Source organism: Arthrobacter sp. KBS0703 (assembly GCF_002008315.2).
GTDB lineage: Bacteria > Actinomycetota > Actinomycetes > Actinomycetales > Micrococcaceae > Arthrobacter.
In genome coordinates this window covers 2172962-2190080 of the sequence record NZ_MVDG02000001.1, presented here as the reverse complement: position 1 = coordinate 2190080, position 17119 = coordinate 2172962, and the positions used below count along the sequence as shown (strand labels likewise).

The window sequence follows — 17119 nt, the reverse complement described above, 5'->3', positions numbered from 1 at the left end:
GCGGTGAGCCTCGCCCGCCGTCTCATATCGGCCGGCTTCAGCGACCTGGAGAAGGGCGAACGGTTCCTCGCTGCCCGCGAGCTCGAGGGGATTGACCAGGACGTGCTGTTCGCCGGGCTCCAGCTCGCCGCGAACCCGGATGTGGCCCTTCAGTCCCTGGTGCGGCTCATCGAGAAGCACCCGGACCTGAGGAAGCTGGCAGCGGCGGACACCGACACGAGCGAGCCGCTCTACCGTGTCCTCGGTGCCAGCGAGGCGCTGGGCGAATTCCTCATCCGCCATCCGGAGCATCTGGACGCCTTCGAGGTGACCGCCAGCCCGGAGCCGCTCCAGGCGGCACCGGACCAGCTGCGGGCCCAGCTGCTCAGGGCAGTGCGCGCAGACCCGAAGGCCTCCCGGCCGGTGGCGGGGATCTCCGGGCCAGAAGCCTACGAGGCGCTGCGGACGGCGTACCGCCGGGGCGTGGTGGACCTGGCCGTCAAGGACCTCTGCGCCGCCGATCCGCTCGACTTCATGCCCGCCGTAGGAGCCGAGCTCGCCGATCTGGCCGGGGCGGCCGTCGAAGCCGCCCTCGCCGTGTCCCGGGCTGAAGCGGCCACGCAGTTCGACCCCGCCGAGGTCGCCGACGTCGCACTGGCCGTGATCGGCATGGGCAAATGCGGTGCCCGCGAACTGAACTACATCTCCGACGTCGATGTCATCTATGTGGTGGAAGCCGGGCAGCTGGATGACGACGCCCGGGCAAACACCATCGGCACGGCGTTGGCTTCGGGCATCTCCCGCGCTATTTCGTCGCCGGCGCGGGAGCCGGGCCTGTGGGAAGTGGACGCCAACCTCCGGCCCGAGGGAAAATCCGGGCCCCTGGTCCGGACCTTGGCTTCGCACCAGAGCTACTACGCGCGCTGGGCCGAGAGCTGGGAATTCCAAGCGTTGCTGAAGGCACGGACCATCGCCGGCGACGCCGGCCTGGGCAAGCGGTATGAGGATGCGGTTTCGCCGCTGGTCTGGACGTCGGCGAGCCGGGAGGGGTTCGTCGAATCCGTGCAGGCCATGCGCCGCCGCGTCACCGAACACATTCCCGTGGCGGAGGAGCAGCGCCAGATCAAGCTCGGCAGGGGAGGGCTCCGGGACATCGAATTCACGGTGCAGCTGCTCCAGCTGGTCCACGGGAAATCCGACGAAACACTCCGGCACCGCGACACCACCTCGGCGATAGCCGCCCTGTCCACGGGCGGCTACATCGGCCGCGCAGACGCAGCCGAGTTCGATCACGCCTACCGGTACCTTCGTCTGCTCGAGCACCGCATCCAGCTGTTTCAGCTGCGCCGGACCCATCTGATGCCGGTCAAGGAGGACCTGCTCCGTGCCCTGGCCAAGGCCGTGCTGGGGCCGTTCTCCCTTGACCGGCCCCACCCGGACGCGCTCTTGGCCACGTGGCAGAAAACGAAACGCTCGGTCCGGGAACTCCACGACCGGATTTTCTACCGCCCGCTCCTGAACACCGCCGCCAAGCTCAGCAGCGAGGATGCCCGCCTGACGCCGGAGGCCGCGCAGGGCCGGCTCGCGGCGCTGGGCTACCGCGATCCGCAGGGTGCCATGCGGCACATCGAGGCGCTTACTGCGGGCGTCAGCAGGCGCGCCGCCCTGCAGCGGCAGCTGCTGCCGATCCTGCTGGGCTGGCTCGCCGAAGGCGTGGATCCCGACGCCGGCCTGCTCGCCTTCCGCCGGGTCAGTGAAACGCTGGGCACCACGCACTGGTATCTCGGCATGCTGCGGGATTCCGCGGCAGCGGCGGAGCGGCTCTGCCACATGCTGTCCAATTCACGGCTCATTGCCGACCTTCTTGAGGTGTCGCCGGAATCCGTGGCGTGGCTGGGAACGGACAAGGAACTGGCGCCGCTCAGCTTCGAGGCCCAATGGCAGGAAATCGCCTCAAAGATGTCCCGGCACGCGGATCCGGAAAGCGCCATGAGGCTCATCCGGCTGATCCGCCGTCGGGAAATCCTGCGCATCGCCATAGCCGACAGCGCGGGACTGCTCGCCCAGGACCAGGTGGGGGAGGCCCTCGCCGAGACCGACAGGGCTGCCATCCTCGGTGCCCTGCGTGCCGCCGAGAACATCGTCGCCGCGTCCGGCCCGCTGAAGACGTCGGTGCTTGTGGTGGCCATGGGCCGGCAGGGCGGCCGCGAAATCGGCTACGGTTCCGATGCCGATGTCCTGTACGTCCACCGGGCGCTGCCGGGCGCCTCGGACGATGAAGCCCAGCAGCAGGCCGCGAAGATCGTGGGGCACCTGTCGAGCCTGCTGACGCAGCCCCTCAAACCGGCGATCATGGCCGAACGGGTCCTAGCGGTCGACGCCGACCTGCGTCCCGAGGGCAAGAGCGGCGCCATGGTGAGGTCGCTGGAGTCTTACGCGGAGTATTACCGGCGATGGTCACTGGGCTGGGAAGCGCAGGCGCTCCTGCGTGCCCGGCCGATCGCCGGCGACGACCAGCTCGCCGCGGATTTCGTCACGCTCATCGACCCGATCCGGTACCCGGAATCGCTCTCCGACTCTGACGTCCGCGAAATCCGTCGGATCAAGGCGAGGGTGGAATCCGAGCGGCTGCCGCGCGGCGCGGATCCCGCCCGGCACCTCAAGCTCGGCCGCGGCGGACTCAGTGACGTCGAATGGCTGGTCCAGCTCCTGCAGCTCCAGTACGCCGGAAAGCATCCCGAGCTGCGCACGACGTCAACGTTGAAGGCGCTCGACGCCGCGGCTTCGCTGGGGCTGATCGACGCAGCCGACGCCGGGCTGCTCGCGGACGCCTGGCGGCTGGCCAGCCGGATCCGCTCCGCGAACGTGATCTGGACGGGCCGGGCGTCGGACCTCCTGCCGTCCTCACGGCGCGACCTCGAGGCGGTGGCCCGGTGGTGCGGCTACGAGGAGGGGATGGCAGCGGCCTTCGAGGAGGACTACCTGCGGGTCAGCCGGCGTGCACGGGGCGTCTTTGAGAAGGTCTTCTACGGCCAGTAGGCGCCGGCCGCGGGGCAGGATTCCGGCGGCCGCGAAGGGCTGACACGTGCTGGGCCAAGTGCTAGGTTGGGGCGCATGGCAACCCAAATCTACACGAATCTGCCTGTCAAGGACCTCGGCAGGTCGGTCGAATTCTTCACGGCCCTCGGGTTCTCCTTCAACCCGGATTTCACCGATGAGAATGCCACCTGCATGATCATCAACGACGACGCCTACGTCATGCTCCTTGTCGAGGGATTCTTCAAGACCTTCACGTCCAAGAGCATCGCGGACGCCACCAGCAGCACCGAAGCGATCATGGCGTTCTCGGTGGGCAGCCGTGAGGGTGTCGATGACATGTACCGGAAGGCGATCGCCGCGGGAGGGACGGAGTCCCAGCCGGTCCAGGATTACGGCTTCATGTACAGCCACAGTTTCCAGGACCCGGACGGCCACCTGTGGGAAGTGATGTGGATGGATCCGGCGGGACCTCCGGCCGACGCCCCGGCGCCGCCAGCAGGATAAAAGGCGACCGCCGCGCGGGTAGGCTCGGATCATGCTTTCCACCGTATGGCTCATTTCCCTCCGGGACCTTGACGCCGATGCCCGGTCCATCCACCTCGGCGAAGTGGCCGGGATGGAAGTGGGGCCCGGCCAGGAGGACTTCGTGGGCGATCCCCTGCGGATGATGCTGGTGGGGCTCGAGGAAGAGTCCCGCAGGCCCTACGTCATTGAAGCGGGCGGGGAGGCAGTGGGCGTGCTGACGCTGCAGTCGGGAGCCGCCCGGCTCGCCGGGTGGCCGGACGACGATTCCGTGTGGCTGCTCCGCGGATTCCTGATTGACCGGCGCCGCCAGGGCGCAGGCTTGGGGAAGGCCGCGGCTGCCGCGGCGGTGGTGACCGCCGCAAAACTGACGGCGAGGACGGGAAGCGGCCAGGCCGGCGTCGTACTTTCCGTCAACGAACGCAACGGTGCCGGGCAGTCCGCCTATCTCAAGGCGGGATTTGAGGATGCCGGCAGATATCTGGGCGGCGACGCCGGGCCGCAGAGAATCATGTACGCCGCCTTCTGAGCCGGCGCCGGGTCACCGCCGGTTGAGAGAGGGCGCCCGGACCATTGCACCGTTCCCGCTAGGTGCCTACTCTGTGTCTTGGCAGTGTTCTTCAAACCTTGTTGGGGGGAAGGCTTGAAAGAGTCTTCATCTCGGGGACACTCGCCGAAAAAGGCTGGCTCCATGGTCTCAGCACGCCTGGAGCCAGCTTTCGGCGCTCTATCCGGCGCCGTCAGCAGCACCGCAATGTGACCACCACGGAGTGCGGACATGGAACTCGGCGACCCGGACGGCGGACCAGGCAGACAGGCCATGGCCGCGCCCCGGGAGGAACCGGGCGTCGGCCGGCGTGGCACGGTGGGCCGGGACATGGACCATGCCCGGGCGCAGCTGAAAAGCAGCCGCTCCAGGAAACACAGGAGGGTCGAGCTGCTGCTCATCGCGGCCGGCGTGGCCGCCACCCTCATTGCAGCGGCGTACCAGTACTTCGGCATCAGGAGCACACTGGAAAGCAGCACTGCAGCGTCTTTGTATGCCCAGCAACAGGAGATCGACAAGATCTTCGTGGAAAATGTGGACCTTCAGCCGTACTTTTGGCGCCGCGAGGAACTGCCCGATCCTGCGGCCATCCGGGATCCGGCGGCCAAACGGGAGGCACAGCAGCTGGCCGCCAGGTCTGAAGCCACCGCCCACCGGATACTGGATCACTTTGCCCACTTGAAGTACCAGATGGGAACGCAGGCCTTCACCTCTGAACGGGCAGACTGGGAGGCGTATATCAGGCGAAGTTTTGCGGAATCGCTCATCCTGTGCCGCGCCCTGTCCGCAGACAGGGACGCGTTTGGCGGTGCCGGATCCGATTCGCTCTGGGGACTTTACGCGGCGGAGCCCTGCCGGGGAAGCTGAAGCTCGGCGGCCCACGCCCGCAGGGGGAGTTGCCCGGCACCGGGTCGGGGTTCAGGGTAACTCATGGTGAGGAACACGACCGGGCTTACGGGCCGTGTCCTAATCGTGAGCAATTTCCCCGGCGATTCTCCGGCAATGCCACGTTTGGGCGCGTAGCTTCAGTGCAACACAAGCGGAAGGTGCACGGCCATGACTATTACTGAATACATCTCAGGCGTTGCCGTTATGTTTGGATCCCTGATGGCCGTCCTTGGCCTGTCTGCCGCGGTCCTCCGGGCAAGGTCCCGCCCCTGAGGAGCTACCTGGGCTCCCTGCACGCCACCACCGCCGAGGGTGCTGGCGTTTGAACCCGCGGACCCAGTAACTCGGACAGACAGATCCGCAGACGACAAAAGGCCGGCTCCAGGTGGTGAAACCCGGGGCCGGCCTTTGTTGTAGCGAGACTCTTGCGGACTATCCGCGGACTAATGCCGCGTCAGCCGGTTCATCTGACTAGACGCCGTAGTAGAGCTCGAATTCGTACGGGTTCGGGCGCAGGGAGAGCGGCTTGATCTCGTTCTCGTACTTGTACTCGATCCAGGTATCGATCAGGTCCTGGGTGAACACGCCGCCGGCCTGGAGGAACTCGTTGTCCTCGGCCAGTGCGTCGAGGGCTTCCTCGAGCGTGCCCGGGGCCTTGGGGATGTCCTTGGCTTCCTCGGCGGGGAGCTCGTAGAGGTCCTTGTCGATGGGAGCCGGCGGTTCGATGCGGTTGCGGATGCCGTCAATGCCGGCCATCAGCTGGGCAGCGAAGGCCAGGTACGGGTTCGAGGAGGGGTCCGGAGCGCGGAACTCGATGCGCTTGGCCTTCGGGTTGGAACCCGTGATCGGGATGCGGATACCGGCGGAGCGGTTGCCCTGCGAGTAGACCATGTTCACGGGGGCTTCGAAGCCCTTGACCAGGCGGCGGTAGGAGTTGACCGTCGGGTTGGTGAAGGCCAGCACAGCCGAGGAGTGCTTCAGCAGGCCGCCGATGTACCAGCGTGCCATGTCGGACAGGCCGGCGTAGCCCTTCTCGTCGTAGAACAGCGGCTCGCCACCGTTCCAGAGCGACTGGTGGCAGTGCATGCCCGAGCCGTTGTCACCGAAGACCGGCTTCGGCATGAACGTGACGGACTTGCCCCACGCGTCGGCGGTGTTCTTGATGACGTACTTGAACTTCTGCAGGTCATCAGCCGCGTGGGTCAGCGTGGTGAACTTGTAGTTGATTTCAGCCTGGCCGGCGGAACCGACTTCGTGGTGGCTGCGCTCGACCTCAAGGCCGGCCTCGTCCAGGGCAACACACATGGCGTCGCGCAGGTCGGCCTGCTTGTCGGTGGGGGAAACCGGGAAGTAACCGCCCTTGACAGGGGTCTTGTAGCCGAGGTTTCCGCCTTCTTCTTCGCGGCCGGTGTTCCAGTGGGCTTCTTCGGAGTCGATCTTGTAGAAGCTGCCCTGCGGGGAGGACTGGTACTGGACGTTGTCGAACACGAAGAACTCTGCCTCAGGGGCGAAGAACGCGGTGTCGGCGATGCCGGTGGAGGCGAGGTAGGCTTCAGCCTTCTCGGCAACACCACGGGGGTCGCGGTGGTAAGGGTCACCGGTGCGGGGGTTCACGATGGAGAAGTTCAGCGCAAGGGTCTTTTCCATGCGGAACGTGTCCAGGAATGCGGTGGTGACATCCGGAATGAGCTGCATGTCGGATTCTGCGATGCCCTGGAAGCCACGGATGGAGGATCCGTCGAAGAGCTGGCCGTTGACGAAGAAATCTGCGTCCACGCTCTTGGCGGGCACATTGAAGTGCTGCTGAACGCCAGGAAGATCGGTGAAGCGGATATCGACGAACTTAATATCTTCGTCTTTGATGAACTTGAGGACTTCGTCCGCAGTCTTGAACATCTATGCTCCTTACGCATATGTAATAACTGGCTGGAAAGCCATGTGGCCCAGCGCAATCAGCAGGGGCGAAAACACAAAAGTGCCCCCGCTCCCAGCTCGCTAGCAACTGTTACCACCCTAGGGACATGGGATTTCTCGGCCGTGTCCGCTTTGTTTCCGGCAGGTTACAGAACCGCCTGATATGTAAACGCTATACGGTGTCCACACTGTGGTCCATCCGCATCCACAGTGTGAGCGTCCCTGGCGGCGCGGCCGGCTCGCTAAACTGGGACGGTGGTAGATCGCAGAGACATCGGCTCCTGGCTCAGTGGGCCGGACACTTCCGGCATTTCAAAGTACCCGGGGGAGCGCCTCGGCCTCCCCGAATCGGGCCCCGGGTCCATCGCCCGCGCGGGACGCAGAATCCTGGCGATTACCATCGACTGGACCGTTGCCCTGCTGATCAGCAACTCTTTCTTCGCCGGCAACTCCTGGGCCACGCTCGCTGTCTTCGCCGCCGAGCAGATCCTGCTGGTCGGCACGCTGGGCTACAGCATCGGACACAGGGTCTTGGGGATCCACGTGGTCCGTCTGGGCGGCATGCCCGCCGGGCCAATCGCGGCGCTCGTCCGCACGCTGCTGCTCTGCCTGGTGGTTCCCGCAGTAATTTTCGATCCCGACCAGCGCGGGCTGCATGACAAGGCCATGGACACCGTGCTGGTGCGGATGTGACCGCGCCCTGACGCAGGGCCCGGCTGACGCAGGGCCCTGCGTCAGGGCGCGGCTCTTTCCTTGCCCGGCTAGCGGACCGCTGTCTCTTCGACGGCCCGTTCCGGGGCCGGAGCCTCGCCGCCCTGTCCTGCCGTTGCGGCATCGGCGGCTGTCGTCCCGGTTGCTGTGAGGTGCCCCCTTCGGCCAGCCCAGCGTTCGAACAGCACGGTGGCAAAGGGGACAACGGCCGATAGCCCGGCGAACAGCGCCACGGGGAACGGCCAGCGCTGCAGACGCCACAGGACCAATGCGGCCACGCCGTAGCCGATGAACAGTGCGCCGTGCACGGGCCCGGCAATCTCTACGCCGAGTTCGGTGGTCCGGGCGACCCACTTGAAGTACATTCCGGTCAGCAGGGCAGCCCAGCTGAAGGCTTCGGCTACGGCCAGGAGCCGGAAGACGCGGATGACGGCGGACGTTGGCGGGTAATTCACAGGGGCTCCGGCTTCAGTTGGTTTCGCTGGGCTGGCTTGGCAATCCTGACAAAAGCGCCCCGGGGCCGGCGCGGATGCGGCGGCCGCCGGGGCGGTTCAGGGGTGTGTTAGCGTCCCCGCTGGGGGCGGGCCTTGTAGGGGTCGATGCCCTTGGGGATGGGGAGCCGGCCGCCCAGGGACGAGATGCGCTTCGAAACGGCGCTGACCTCGGTCTTGGTGAGCTCGTTGTTCAGCTTGTTCATCTTTTTGGCGACCTGGCTGATCGGGACCTGGCCTTCTCCGCGGCCGCTCTCAATGACGTGGATCGTGACGTTGGGCAGGATCCGGACGAGTTTCTTCCGTTCGGCTTCCACCAGGGGCCGCACACGGTGCGTCGGTCCCTCGGAGACGAGGACGACGCCGGGACGGCCGATGGCGCGGAAGACCGCGTCCTGCGTGCGCGGGTTGACGGCCACCGGCTGTTCCTCGGTGATCCAGCCCCTCTTGAGCGTGCTCAGGGCGGCCCCCGATGCTCCCGGCTGGTTCTCGATCTGGGCGAACGCCGCACGCTCGGCCCGCCGTGACAGGATCAGGGTGGCGGCGAGGAAGCCAAGCGGGATGCCGATGATCAGCGCGGTGATCCAGTTTTCCAGCACCAGGCCAATGATGAGGCTTACGGCGACGACGCCAAGGAAGGCCAGCAACATGAGCCACGGAACCATGGGATCGTGGCGGCGCGTCATGTTGAAGACTTCGCCGATCTGCTTAAGCCGGCTGGGCTTCTTGTCCTTTGCCTCTTTGGGCTTGCGCGAGAAGAGGCCGCGCTTGGGAGCGTCAGCTGCCGGTGAGTTGCTGGAATCAGGGGATTTCGCCATAGTGCCTTAATTCTACGTGATTCACGACAAAGGGCCGGACGCCGGAGAGAACCGGCCCCGGCCCCCGGCCAAGGAAAAGATGTGTTTCTTTAGGAGTGCGCCGCGAGCAGTGAGCTGGCTTCCTGGCGGGTGGTTCCGGAGGACTCGATGTGGGCGAGTTCGGCCGGGATGTCCCAGCCCTTCTTGCGCATCGCGGTGGCCCAGAGCCGGCCGGCCCGGTAGGAGGACCGGACGAGGGGTCCGGACATGACGCCGAGGAAGCCGATCTCGTCCGCTTCCTGCTGCAGGTCCACGAATTCCTGCGGCTTGACCCAGCGGTCCACCGGGAGGTGGCGTTCGGACGGGCGCAGGTACTGGGTGATGGTGATCAGGTCGCAGCCGGCCTCGTGCAGGTCCCGGAGCGCCTCGGAGATTTCCTCGCGGGTCTCGCCCATGCCCAGGATCAGGTTGGACTTGGTCACCATGCCCAGGTTCCGGCCCTGGGTGATGACGTCCAGGGACCGGTCGTAGCGGAACGCGGGGCGGATCCGCTTGAAGATCCGCGGCACGGTCTCGACGTTGTGGGCGAAGACCTCGGGCTTGGAATCGCAGATCGCCTCGATGTGCTCGGGCTTGCCGGAGAAGTCCGGGATCAGCAGTTCGACGCCGGTGCCCGGGTTCAGCTCGTGGATCTTGCGGACCGTTTCGGCGTAGAGCCAGACGCCCTCGTCGGCGAGGTCGTCACGGGCCACGCCGGTCACGGTGGCGTAGCGCAGCTGCATGGCCTGGACCGAGCGGGCCACCTTGGTGGGTTCGAAGACGTCCACCGGGGAGGGCTTGCCGGTGTCGATCTGGCAGAAATCGCAGCGCCGGGTGCATTCGGAGCCGCCGATCAGGAACGTGGCTTCCTTGTCTTCCCAGCACTCGAAGATGTTCGGGCAGCCGGCCTCCTCACACACGGTGTGGAGGCCTTCCTTCTTGACCAGGTTCTTGAGCTGGACGAACTCCGGGCCCATCTGGACCTTGGCCTTGATCCATTCCGGCTTGCGCTCCACCGGGGTGGCCGCGTTCCGCTGCTCAATGCGCAGCATCTTCCGGCCTTCTGGTGCCAGTGTCACAGTAGAGCTCCTTCGGGGGTTGCAACTAGGGCGTCTTCATTCTTGCGCAGTTCTTCGGTGATCCGCGAAACGAGGTCTGCCGGGGCGACGTCCCGGCCGGTCTCCCGGGCGATGGTGGTCACGCCGGCATCGGTGATTCCGCACGCGATGATCTGGCCGTACGGGGCCAAATCATTGTTGCAGTTGATAGCGAATCCATGCATGGTCACGCCCTCGTTGACGCGGATGCCGATGGCAGCGATCTTGCGGGCGGGACCCTTGTCGTCCTCGGCGATCCAGACGCCGGCACGGCCCTTGATCCGGACGGCGGTGATGCCGTAGTCGGCGAGGACGGCGATGATCACGGCCTCAAGCCGTTCGACGTAGTCCCGGATTCCGGCTTTGTTCTTCAGCTTGATGATGGGGTACCCAACGAGCTGGCCGGGGCCGTGCCACGTCAGCTTGCCGCCGCGGTCCACCGCCACCACCGGGGTGCCGTCGAATGGGCGCTCGTGGTCTTCCGTGCGTTTACCTGCGGTGTAAACGGCGGCGTGTTCGAGCAGGAGTACTGTGCTGGGGGCCTTGCCGGCCAGGACATTCTCGTGGATTTCGCGCTGGAGATCCCAGGCATGCGTGTAATCCACAAATTCCGGGGCGAGACCCAGCTGTGTGAACTCAAGAGTCATGGCATCCAGCTTAGACCCCGGGCGCAATCCTGCCCGATACTGTGCCCAAGCTCTCATCCGGCTGCGGGCCGGCTCACGCCTGCGCCGCCTGTGGATAACTTCTGCAGGATGCCGCCGTTTCCGGTAATCCTTAAGCCATGGACGAGGTGGGGCAGGAAACGGGGCAGTCCGGCGGCGAACCGAGGGCAGCCGGCTATCGGGTTTGCCGCTGGCTGGGCCGCGGCGGGAGCGCTGCGGTGTGGCTTGTGACCGAGGAAGCAACCGGACGGACGCTGGCCCTGAAATGCCTGGACGCAGGCGCGGGCAACCGTGCCGCCGGGACAGGCGCCGTTCTGGAGGAGGACCTCCGCCGGGAAATCCTAATCATGTCCGTCCTTGACCACGAGCACCTGGTTAAGGCCCACGACGTCGTTCGGATCGTCGAACCGGGAGGCGACGGGGTGGGGCTGCTCATGGACTATGCCTCCGGCGGTTCACTGGGCCAGCTCATCCGCGCCCGCGGCAGGCTCAGCGTCGGCGAAACCGTGACCGTGCTGACGCCTGTCGCGCAGGTTCTCGGCTACCTCCACGGCAGGGGATTCACTCATTCCGACGTCTCTCCCGGAAACGTGCTGTTCTCCGCGCACGGCAAGCCGCTGCTCGCAGACCTCGGCGTGGCACGGATGGTGGGGGATCCCTCCGGCGCTGCGGACCTTGGTACTGACGGCTTCACTGATCCTGCTCCGGTGGATGCCGTCCGGGCAGGGCTGCAGCCTGAACGCGACGTCTATGCTGTGGCAGCCCTCGGCTGGTACTGCCTCACCGGCGCGCCACCCCTTCCGGCGGCCGACAGGCCCCCGCTTTCGGTGCTCGTTCCGGAAGTCCCGGCTGAATTGGCAGCGGCGCTGGAGGCGGGCCTGAGCGAAGACCGGAGGCAGCGGCCGGCCGCCCCGGAACTCGCCACCGCCATTTACCGCAGCGCCCGCGCTACCCCCGTGGACCTGTCCAGCTCCGTGCACGCGACGGTGCTGCCCGAACTCCTGACGCGCCGGCAGGGCCCGCCGTCCGGCCCCCGCCGGGACCGCGTCCGGGCCTGGGGAGGCGCCTGTCCACTTCGCCGTTGATTCTCGCTGTCAGGCAGCGGCGCGGCGGTGGCCGTCTCTTATACACATCTAGATGTGTATAAGAGACAGGCCCCGCCATGCCAGGCGGGCCGCAACGGAGAGTCAGCAGCTCTCCTCCCGGCGGTCAGCAACTGCCGGTCCGCGCCGTCGTCGCACCGCCGCATGGGCCGGCTTTGTAACGGCTTCGGCCGTCGCCGGAGCATTCCTGCTGGTGCCGTGGGCGCAGTCGGCGGACCACATCCAGGGAGGAACTGCCGGACGCCCGCCCGTGGTCGGGACCGCGCCTGCTGCTCCGGGACCGGAGCCGGGATCGGCAACGGTCCCCGATGCCGTGCGGAGCCAGCTACGGGCGGGAAATCCGGCTGAAGCAGTCAAGGGATTGGCCTGGTTGCGGTCGATGGCCTTCAGGGATGGAAAGCCGGAGCTGTTGGACGAGGTCAATGCGCGTAACTCGCCGGCGGCGGAGGCCGACCGCAAGATCAGCGCGCGGCTGCAGGATTCCGGGAGCGTCCTGGCCGGGTTCACCACGAGCCTCACCTCGGTCCGGACCTTGCAGGAAAGCACGAAGGCCAGGGCGGTGGTCGCGCTGACGTCGGCCACGTCCGGATACGAGGAGCGGCTGGCCGACGGCACGGTGGTCGCCGTTGGCGGTCCGCAGCCGGGCGCGGAGCTGCGCCTGATCCTTGTCCCCGTGAACGGGATGTGGCGGATTGCCGACATCCTGCCCGCGGCATGACCGCACCGCGCCGGCGGCAGGACGACGTCGGGCCTGCGGTCAGGAGCCGCCGACCACCCAGCTAACGGCGCCCTGGACCGAAGGATGCTGCCACCTGAACCCGTCGCCCCGCAACAGTGCGGGCTCCATCCGCTGGCTGGCGAGCAGGAGCTCGTCCGCCAGCTTGCCCATGACCAGCCGCAGCGCGGGCGCCGGCACACGGAGCAGTGCCGGCCGGTGCAGCGCCGCGGCGAGCTCGGTCACCAGGGTATTGACGTCGGCGGCCTGCGGCGCTGAGACGTTGACCGGGCCGGAGAGGGCGGACGTCATGAGGAAAGCGAAAGCGGAGGAAATGTCCGGAAGAGTGATCCACGGCCAGTACTGGCGGCCGTTGCCCAGGGGGCCGCCAAGGCCTGCACGCAGCAGCGGCATGAGCCGGCCCAGCGCACCTCCGGACCTGCTCAGCACTACGGCCGAGCGGGGAGTCACCACACGGACGCCCGGCGGCGCCTCATGGGCTGCGGCCTCCCACTCAACGCAGATCCGTGCCATGATGCCGGCGCCCGCGGGTGCTTCCTCCGTGACAAGGTTCTGCCCGGCGTTGCCGTAATATCCGGCGCCGGACTGGCTGATGAAGACTTTCGGCGGAGCGTCGAGGTGGCGCATCGCTGCCGTGAGTGTCCGGGTGGGGTCGAGCCGTGAGCGGAAAAGTTCGTCGATCCGGCCGCGCGTCCACGGCTTGTCGCCGATGCCGGCCCCGCAGAGGTTGATGACCGCGTCGGCACCCTCAAGGCAGGCCGGGTCAAGGCTGCCGGCCGCAGGATCCCACCGGACTTCGGCCGCGGCGTTGGGCGGCCTCCGGACCAGCCGCGTGACGTCGTGTCCGTCCGAGATGAGGCGGGAGGAGAGATCGGATCCGATGAGCCCCGAGGAGCCGGCCATGACGATTCGCATGATCCATCTCACCATGTCCCGGCACGGTACGGCACCTCCCGGAAGCCTCTGTTGACTTTGACTATGATCGAACGATGACCTCTTCGAGCTACTTCCGATTCCCGCATGTTCACGGCGATCTGGTCACGTTTGTGGCCGAGGACGACGTCTGGATCGCGCCGCTCGACGGTGGCCGCGCCTGGCGCGTCTCCTCGCTCCAGTTGCCGGCCCGCAATCCCCGGTTCACCCCGGACGGCAAGCGGCTGGTCTGGACGGTCGTGCAGGGAACAGCGCCCGAAGTTGTCATCGCCGACGTCGACGGCGGCGGATACCGCCAGCTGACCTTCTTTGGCCACAGCACCACGAGGGTAAAGGGCTTTACGCCGGCAGGAGACGTCGTCGTCACCAGCGCGTTCCGGCAGGCGGAGAGCCGCCACACGCATGCCTACCGGCTGTCCACCGACGGCGGCTGGGCCGAGGAGCTCCCGTTCGGGCCGGTTGAATCCGTGGCCTTCGGGCCTGTTGTCGGAGATGAAAAGCCGGTGGTTCTGGGCAGCGTCCTGTCCCGCGAACCGGCGTGGTGGAAGCGCTACCGCGGCGGCACAGCCGGCAAGCTGTGGATCGACGCCGACGGCAACGGCGAGTTTGAACGGTTGCTGCCGGACCTTGACGGTAACCTGGCCGATCCCATGTGGGTGGACGGGCGGATCGCGTTCCTTTCGGACCACGAAGGCTACGGCAACCTCTATTCGGTGCTGCCCGGCGGCACAGACCTCCGGCGCCACACGGACCACGAAGACTTCTATGTGCGCCACGCATCCACCGACGGCAAACGGGTCATTTTTGAATCCGCCGGCGAGCTGTGGATCCTCCCTGACCTGGCATCCGAGGCCGTCCGGCTGGAGATCAAGCTCGGATCCGCCTCGCAGGGCCGGCGTCCCGCCATGCTCAAGGCCGCCAAGCACCTCGGCGACGTCCGCCCGGACAGCACCGGAGCCGCCAGCGCCGTCGAGGCCCACGGCACCGTCCACTGGCTGCGGCACAAGGACGGGCCGTCCCGGGTCGTCGAAGCCACTCCGGGCGTCCGCGCCCGGCTTCCGCGCCCCCTGACGGACGGACGCATCGCCTACGTCGCCGACCTTGACGGCGACGAGTCCCTGTTCATCAAGGAGATTGCTCCGCAGCTGGAAGTGCAGGCAGAGGCGCCGGTTTCCCCGATGGCGCCCGACACCTGTCTCTTATACACATCTAGATGTGTATAAGAGACACCGGCGTCCTCCGGAGTCTCCCCTGCCGCTTCCCGTGTCCGCGGCCGGACTTGTTGGCCACGGCACCGGGCTGACGGTCGCCGATGACTCGGCGGCGGACGTCGCTCCGCCGCCGCGGCGGAGGACCAGGCCGGCCGGCCGGGAACGGCACCGGCAGGCCCGGCCTCGCTGAAGATTTCCTTCCCGAAGCCGTCGCGGGCCAGCGCCATGGAGACGAGCCCCGACGGCCGCTGGGTGGCGGTCGGCACGGCGTTCGGCGACGTTTTCCTGGCCGACGCGCGCGACGGGACCATCACGGCCGTGACGAGCATCGGCGAAGGCAGCATCGAGGACCTGTGCTGGTCACCGGACTCCGCATGGCTGGCGTGGTCGGAACCCGTAACGTCGTTCGGCTCCCGCAGCCGCCTGCGCCTCGTCCCGGTTGCCGCCGGGCAGTCCGGGATCGTTGAGGTGACCGACGGTCGCTTCCGTGACGAGTCGCCGTCGTTCACGCCGGACGGAAAGTTCCTCGCATTCCTGTCCAACCGCAGTTTTGATCCCGTGTACGACGGGCATTCCTTTGACCTGTCCTTCCCCAGCCCGATCAAGCCCTACCTGGTGGCGCTTGCGGCGGAGACAGCATCACCCTTCGGTCCCAGCGTGGACCTCTCCGTCGAAGCGGATTCAGCACCGGTGGGGGCGGAACAACAGCCCGGACAGCCCGCCACGGTCAGGGTGGACGCCGACGGACTGTCACACCGGGTCATCAGCGTGCCCGTCCCGCAGGGCAACTACTCGTCACTGACGGCTGCCGAAGGTGCCCTGCTGTGGCTGGACAGCCCCCTCGCCGGCGTCACCGGCGATGGCAGGGCGAGCCTGGAGGACAAGGACGCTGCGCCCGGCCTGGTCAGGTTCGACCTTGCCAAGCGCAAGACAGCCACTATCGTCGAGGCGCTCGACAGGTACCGGGTGTCCGGCGACGGCAAAAAAGTGGTGCTGGTCCACGACAAGCAGGTCCGGGTGGTGCCCTCCGACGTGAAGGCGGATGAGGAGTCCGGCCAGCTGGTCAAGGTGGACCTGACGAGGATCCGCGTCCTGATGGACCCCCTCAGCGTCTGGGGCCAGGCCTTCGACGAGGCATGGCGGCTGCAGCGCGACTTCTTCTGGACCGAGGACATGGCGGGCCAGGACTGGGCCTCAATCCACAAGCGCTACCGGCCGCTGGTCGACCGGCTGGGCTCGCACGACGACCTCGTGGACCTGCTGTGGGAGCTTCACGGCGAGCTTGGCACCTCCCACGCCTACGTCCGGCCCGCGGCCGCGACCGAGAACGGCAGCAACGGCCAGGGGCGCCTTGGCGCCGACCTGGCGTTCACGGGGGAGGGCTGGGAGATTGTCCGCATCCTAGCCGGCGAATCCTCGGATCCGCTGGCAACATCGCCGCTGACCCGCCCCGGAGCCGACGCCAAGGCCGGGGACGTCCTGCTCGCGATCGACGGTGTCCGGCTGACGGAAACCCTCACACCCGCCATGCAGCTGGTCGGCGCGGCCGGCCGTGCGGTGGAACTCACCATCCGCAACGGAGCAGGTCACGGCCCGGCAGCAGGAGCCCAGCGGCGCATCGCCGTCATTCCGATCAAGGACGAAGAACGGCTCCGCTACCAGGACTGGGTCTCCGCGAACCGGCGCACCGTCCGCGAAGCCTCGGGCGGAAGCTTCGGATATCTGCACGTCCCGGACATGATGGCCAACGGCTGGGCGCAGCTCCACCGCGACCTGGACACCGAAACGGCGCTGGACGGGCTCATCGTTGACGTGCGCCGCAACCGCGGCGGGCACACCTCCCAGCTGGTGGCCGAGCTGATCGGTCGCAAGGTGACCGGCTGGAGCATGCCGCGCGGCGAGAAGCCGCGGACCTACCCGCACCACGCACCGCGGGGGCCGGTCATTATCCTGGCCGACGAATTCGCCGGTTCCGATGGCGACATCATCACCCAGGTGTCGAAGCTGCGCGGGATCGGCCCCGTGATCGGGACCCGCACCTGGGGCGGAGTGGTCGGCATCGACAGCCGCTTTACGCCTGTCTCTTATACACATCTAGATGTGTATAAGAGACAGCCGCGCTACGCCACCTGGTTCGCCGGCGGCGTGGGCTGGAGCGTCGAGAACTACGGTGTTGCGCCGGACATCGAGGTGACGTTCCCGCCGCACGCCTACGCGGCAGGACGCGACCCGCAGCTGGAGTACGGAATCGGCGCCCTGAAGGAAATGGTCCAGGAGCTTCCCACAGACCGGCCGCCGGCCCGCGATTTCAGGCTCGCAGTAGGTGACCTCTGTCTCTTATACACATCTCCCGCCGCCCCGCGGACGGCTGACGCCCCGGGCGCCCCTGAACGGCACATACAAAAGGCCCCGTTCCCGGCTGGATTCTCCAGACCGGGACGGGGCCT

Annotated in this window: 14 protein-coding genes and 1 pseudogene; 8 read left to right on the top strand and 7 right to left on the bottom strand. The window is 67.1% G+C overall.

Translation table 11 applies throughout. The annotated features are described in order from the left end of the window. The first annotated feature begins 3 nt into the window (after positions 1–3). From B1A87_RS10340 to B1A87_RS10325, 4 genes are all read left to right on the top strand, one after another. Positions 4–3018, top strand: a complete 3015-nt coding sequence (locus B1A87_RS10340; protein WP_078028947.1) for a bifunctional [glutamine synthetase] adenylyltransferase/[glutamine synthetase]-adenylyl-L-tyrosine phosphorylase — start codon at positions 4–6, stop codon at positions 3016–3018. A 75-nt stretch (positions 3019–3093) separates the two neighbouring features. Next, positions 3094–3522 carry a VOC family protein gene (locus tag B1A87_RS10335; protein ID WP_078028946.1) on the top strand — a complete coding sequence of 143 codons (429 nt, stop codon included), beginning with the start codon at positions 3094–3096 and terminating at the stop codon, positions 3520–3522. Positions 3523–3553: 31 nt separating this feature from the next. After that, entirely contained in the window at positions 3554–4069 is a 516-nt protein-coding gene (locus B1A87_RS10330; RefSeq protein WP_078028945.1) for a GNAT family N-acetyltransferase, read from the top strand. A gap of 249 nt (positions 4070–4318) precedes the next feature. Next, a complete protein-coding gene (locus tag B1A87_RS10325; protein WP_078028944.1) occupies positions 4319–4954 on the top strand; it encodes a hypothetical protein in 636 nt (211 codons plus the stop codon). 492 nt (positions 4955–5446) lie between these two features. Here the strand turns inward: B1A87_RS10325 and glnA are convergent, their stop codons facing one another. After that, positions 5447–6871, bottom strand: coding sequence for a type I glutamate--ammonia ligase (glnA, locus tag B1A87_RS10320; RefSeq protein ID WP_078028943.1), 1425 nt, complete (start codon positions 6869–6871; stop codon positions 5447–5449). A gap of 273 nt (positions 6872–7144) precedes the next feature. On the opposite strand from glnA, the gene B1A87_RS10315 reads away from it, so the two are divergent. Then, positions 7145–7582, top strand: coding sequence for an RDD family protein (locus tag B1A87_RS10315; protein WP_078028942.1), 438 nt, complete (start codon positions 7145–7147; stop codon positions 7580–7582). A gap of 68 nt (positions 7583–7650) precedes the next feature. Here B1A87_RS10315 and B1A87_RS10310 read toward each other — a convergent pair whose 3' ends face one another. The 4 genes from B1A87_RS10310 to lipB form a co-directional block, all read right to left on the bottom strand. After that, on the bottom strand, positions 7651–8055 hold the full coding sequence (locus B1A87_RS10310) for a DUF3817 domain-containing protein (RefSeq protein ID WP_078028941.1): 405 nt from the start codon (positions 8053–8055) through the stop codon (positions 7651–7653). A 107-nt stretch (positions 8056–8162) separates the two neighbouring features. Further along, positions 8163–8909, bottom strand: coding sequence for a DUF4191 domain-containing protein (locus B1A87_RS10305; protein ID WP_078028940.1), 747 nt, complete (start codon positions 8907–8909; stop codon positions 8163–8165). Positions 8910–8998: 89 nt separating this feature from the next. Further along, entirely contained in the window at positions 8999–10006 is a 1008-nt protein-coding gene (gene lipA / locus B1A87_RS10300; RefSeq protein WP_144275779.1) for a lipoyl synthase, read from the bottom strand. Beyond that, complete coding sequence (gene lipB, locus B1A87_RS10295; RefSeq protein ID WP_078026854.1) at positions 10003–10671, bottom strand: lipoyl(octanoyl) transferase LipB; 669 nt, start codon at positions 10669–10671, stop codon at positions 10003–10005. The genes lipA and lipB overlap by 4 nt, the downstream gene beginning before the upstream one ends. Positions 10672–10808: 137 nt before the next feature. Here lipB and B1A87_RS10290 point away from each other — a divergent pair, with 137 nt between their 5' ends. Next, positions 10809–11774 carry a serine/threonine-protein kinase gene (locus B1A87_RS10290; RefSeq protein WP_144275778.1) on the top strand — a complete coding sequence of 322 codons (966 nt, stop codon included), beginning with the start codon at positions 10809–10811 and terminating at the stop codon, positions 11772–11774. 38 nt (positions 11775–11812) lie between these two features. Here B1A87_RS10290 and B1A87_RS23825 read toward each other — a convergent pair whose 3' ends face one another. Then, complete coding sequence (locus B1A87_RS23825) at positions 11813–11938, bottom strand: hypothetical protein (protein ID WP_260680783.1); 126 nt, start codon at positions 11936–11938, stop codon at positions 11813–11815. Between the two features lie 233 nt (positions 11939–12171). Between B1A87_RS23825 and B1A87_RS10285 the strand changes: the two genes are divergently transcribed. Next, positions 12172–12510: a hypothetical protein gene (locus B1A87_RS10285; protein ID WP_144275777.1), complete on the top strand. Its 339-nt coding sequence runs from the start codon at positions 12172–12174 to the stop codon at positions 12508–12510. Between the two features lie 39 nt (positions 12511–12549). Here B1A87_RS10285 and B1A87_RS10280 read toward each other — a convergent pair whose 3' ends face one another. Then, entirely contained in the window at positions 12550–13443 is an 894-nt protein-coding gene (locus B1A87_RS10280; protein ID WP_078026852.1) for a TIGR01777 family oxidoreductase, read from the bottom strand. A gap of 74 nt (positions 13444–13517) precedes the next feature. Here B1A87_RS10280 and B1A87_RS24985 point away from each other — a divergent pair. After that, positions 13518–16979, top strand: a pseudogene (locus tag B1A87_RS24985) (PDZ domain-containing protein); the annotation flags it as partial. Positions 16980–17119: the final 140 nt, after the last annotated feature.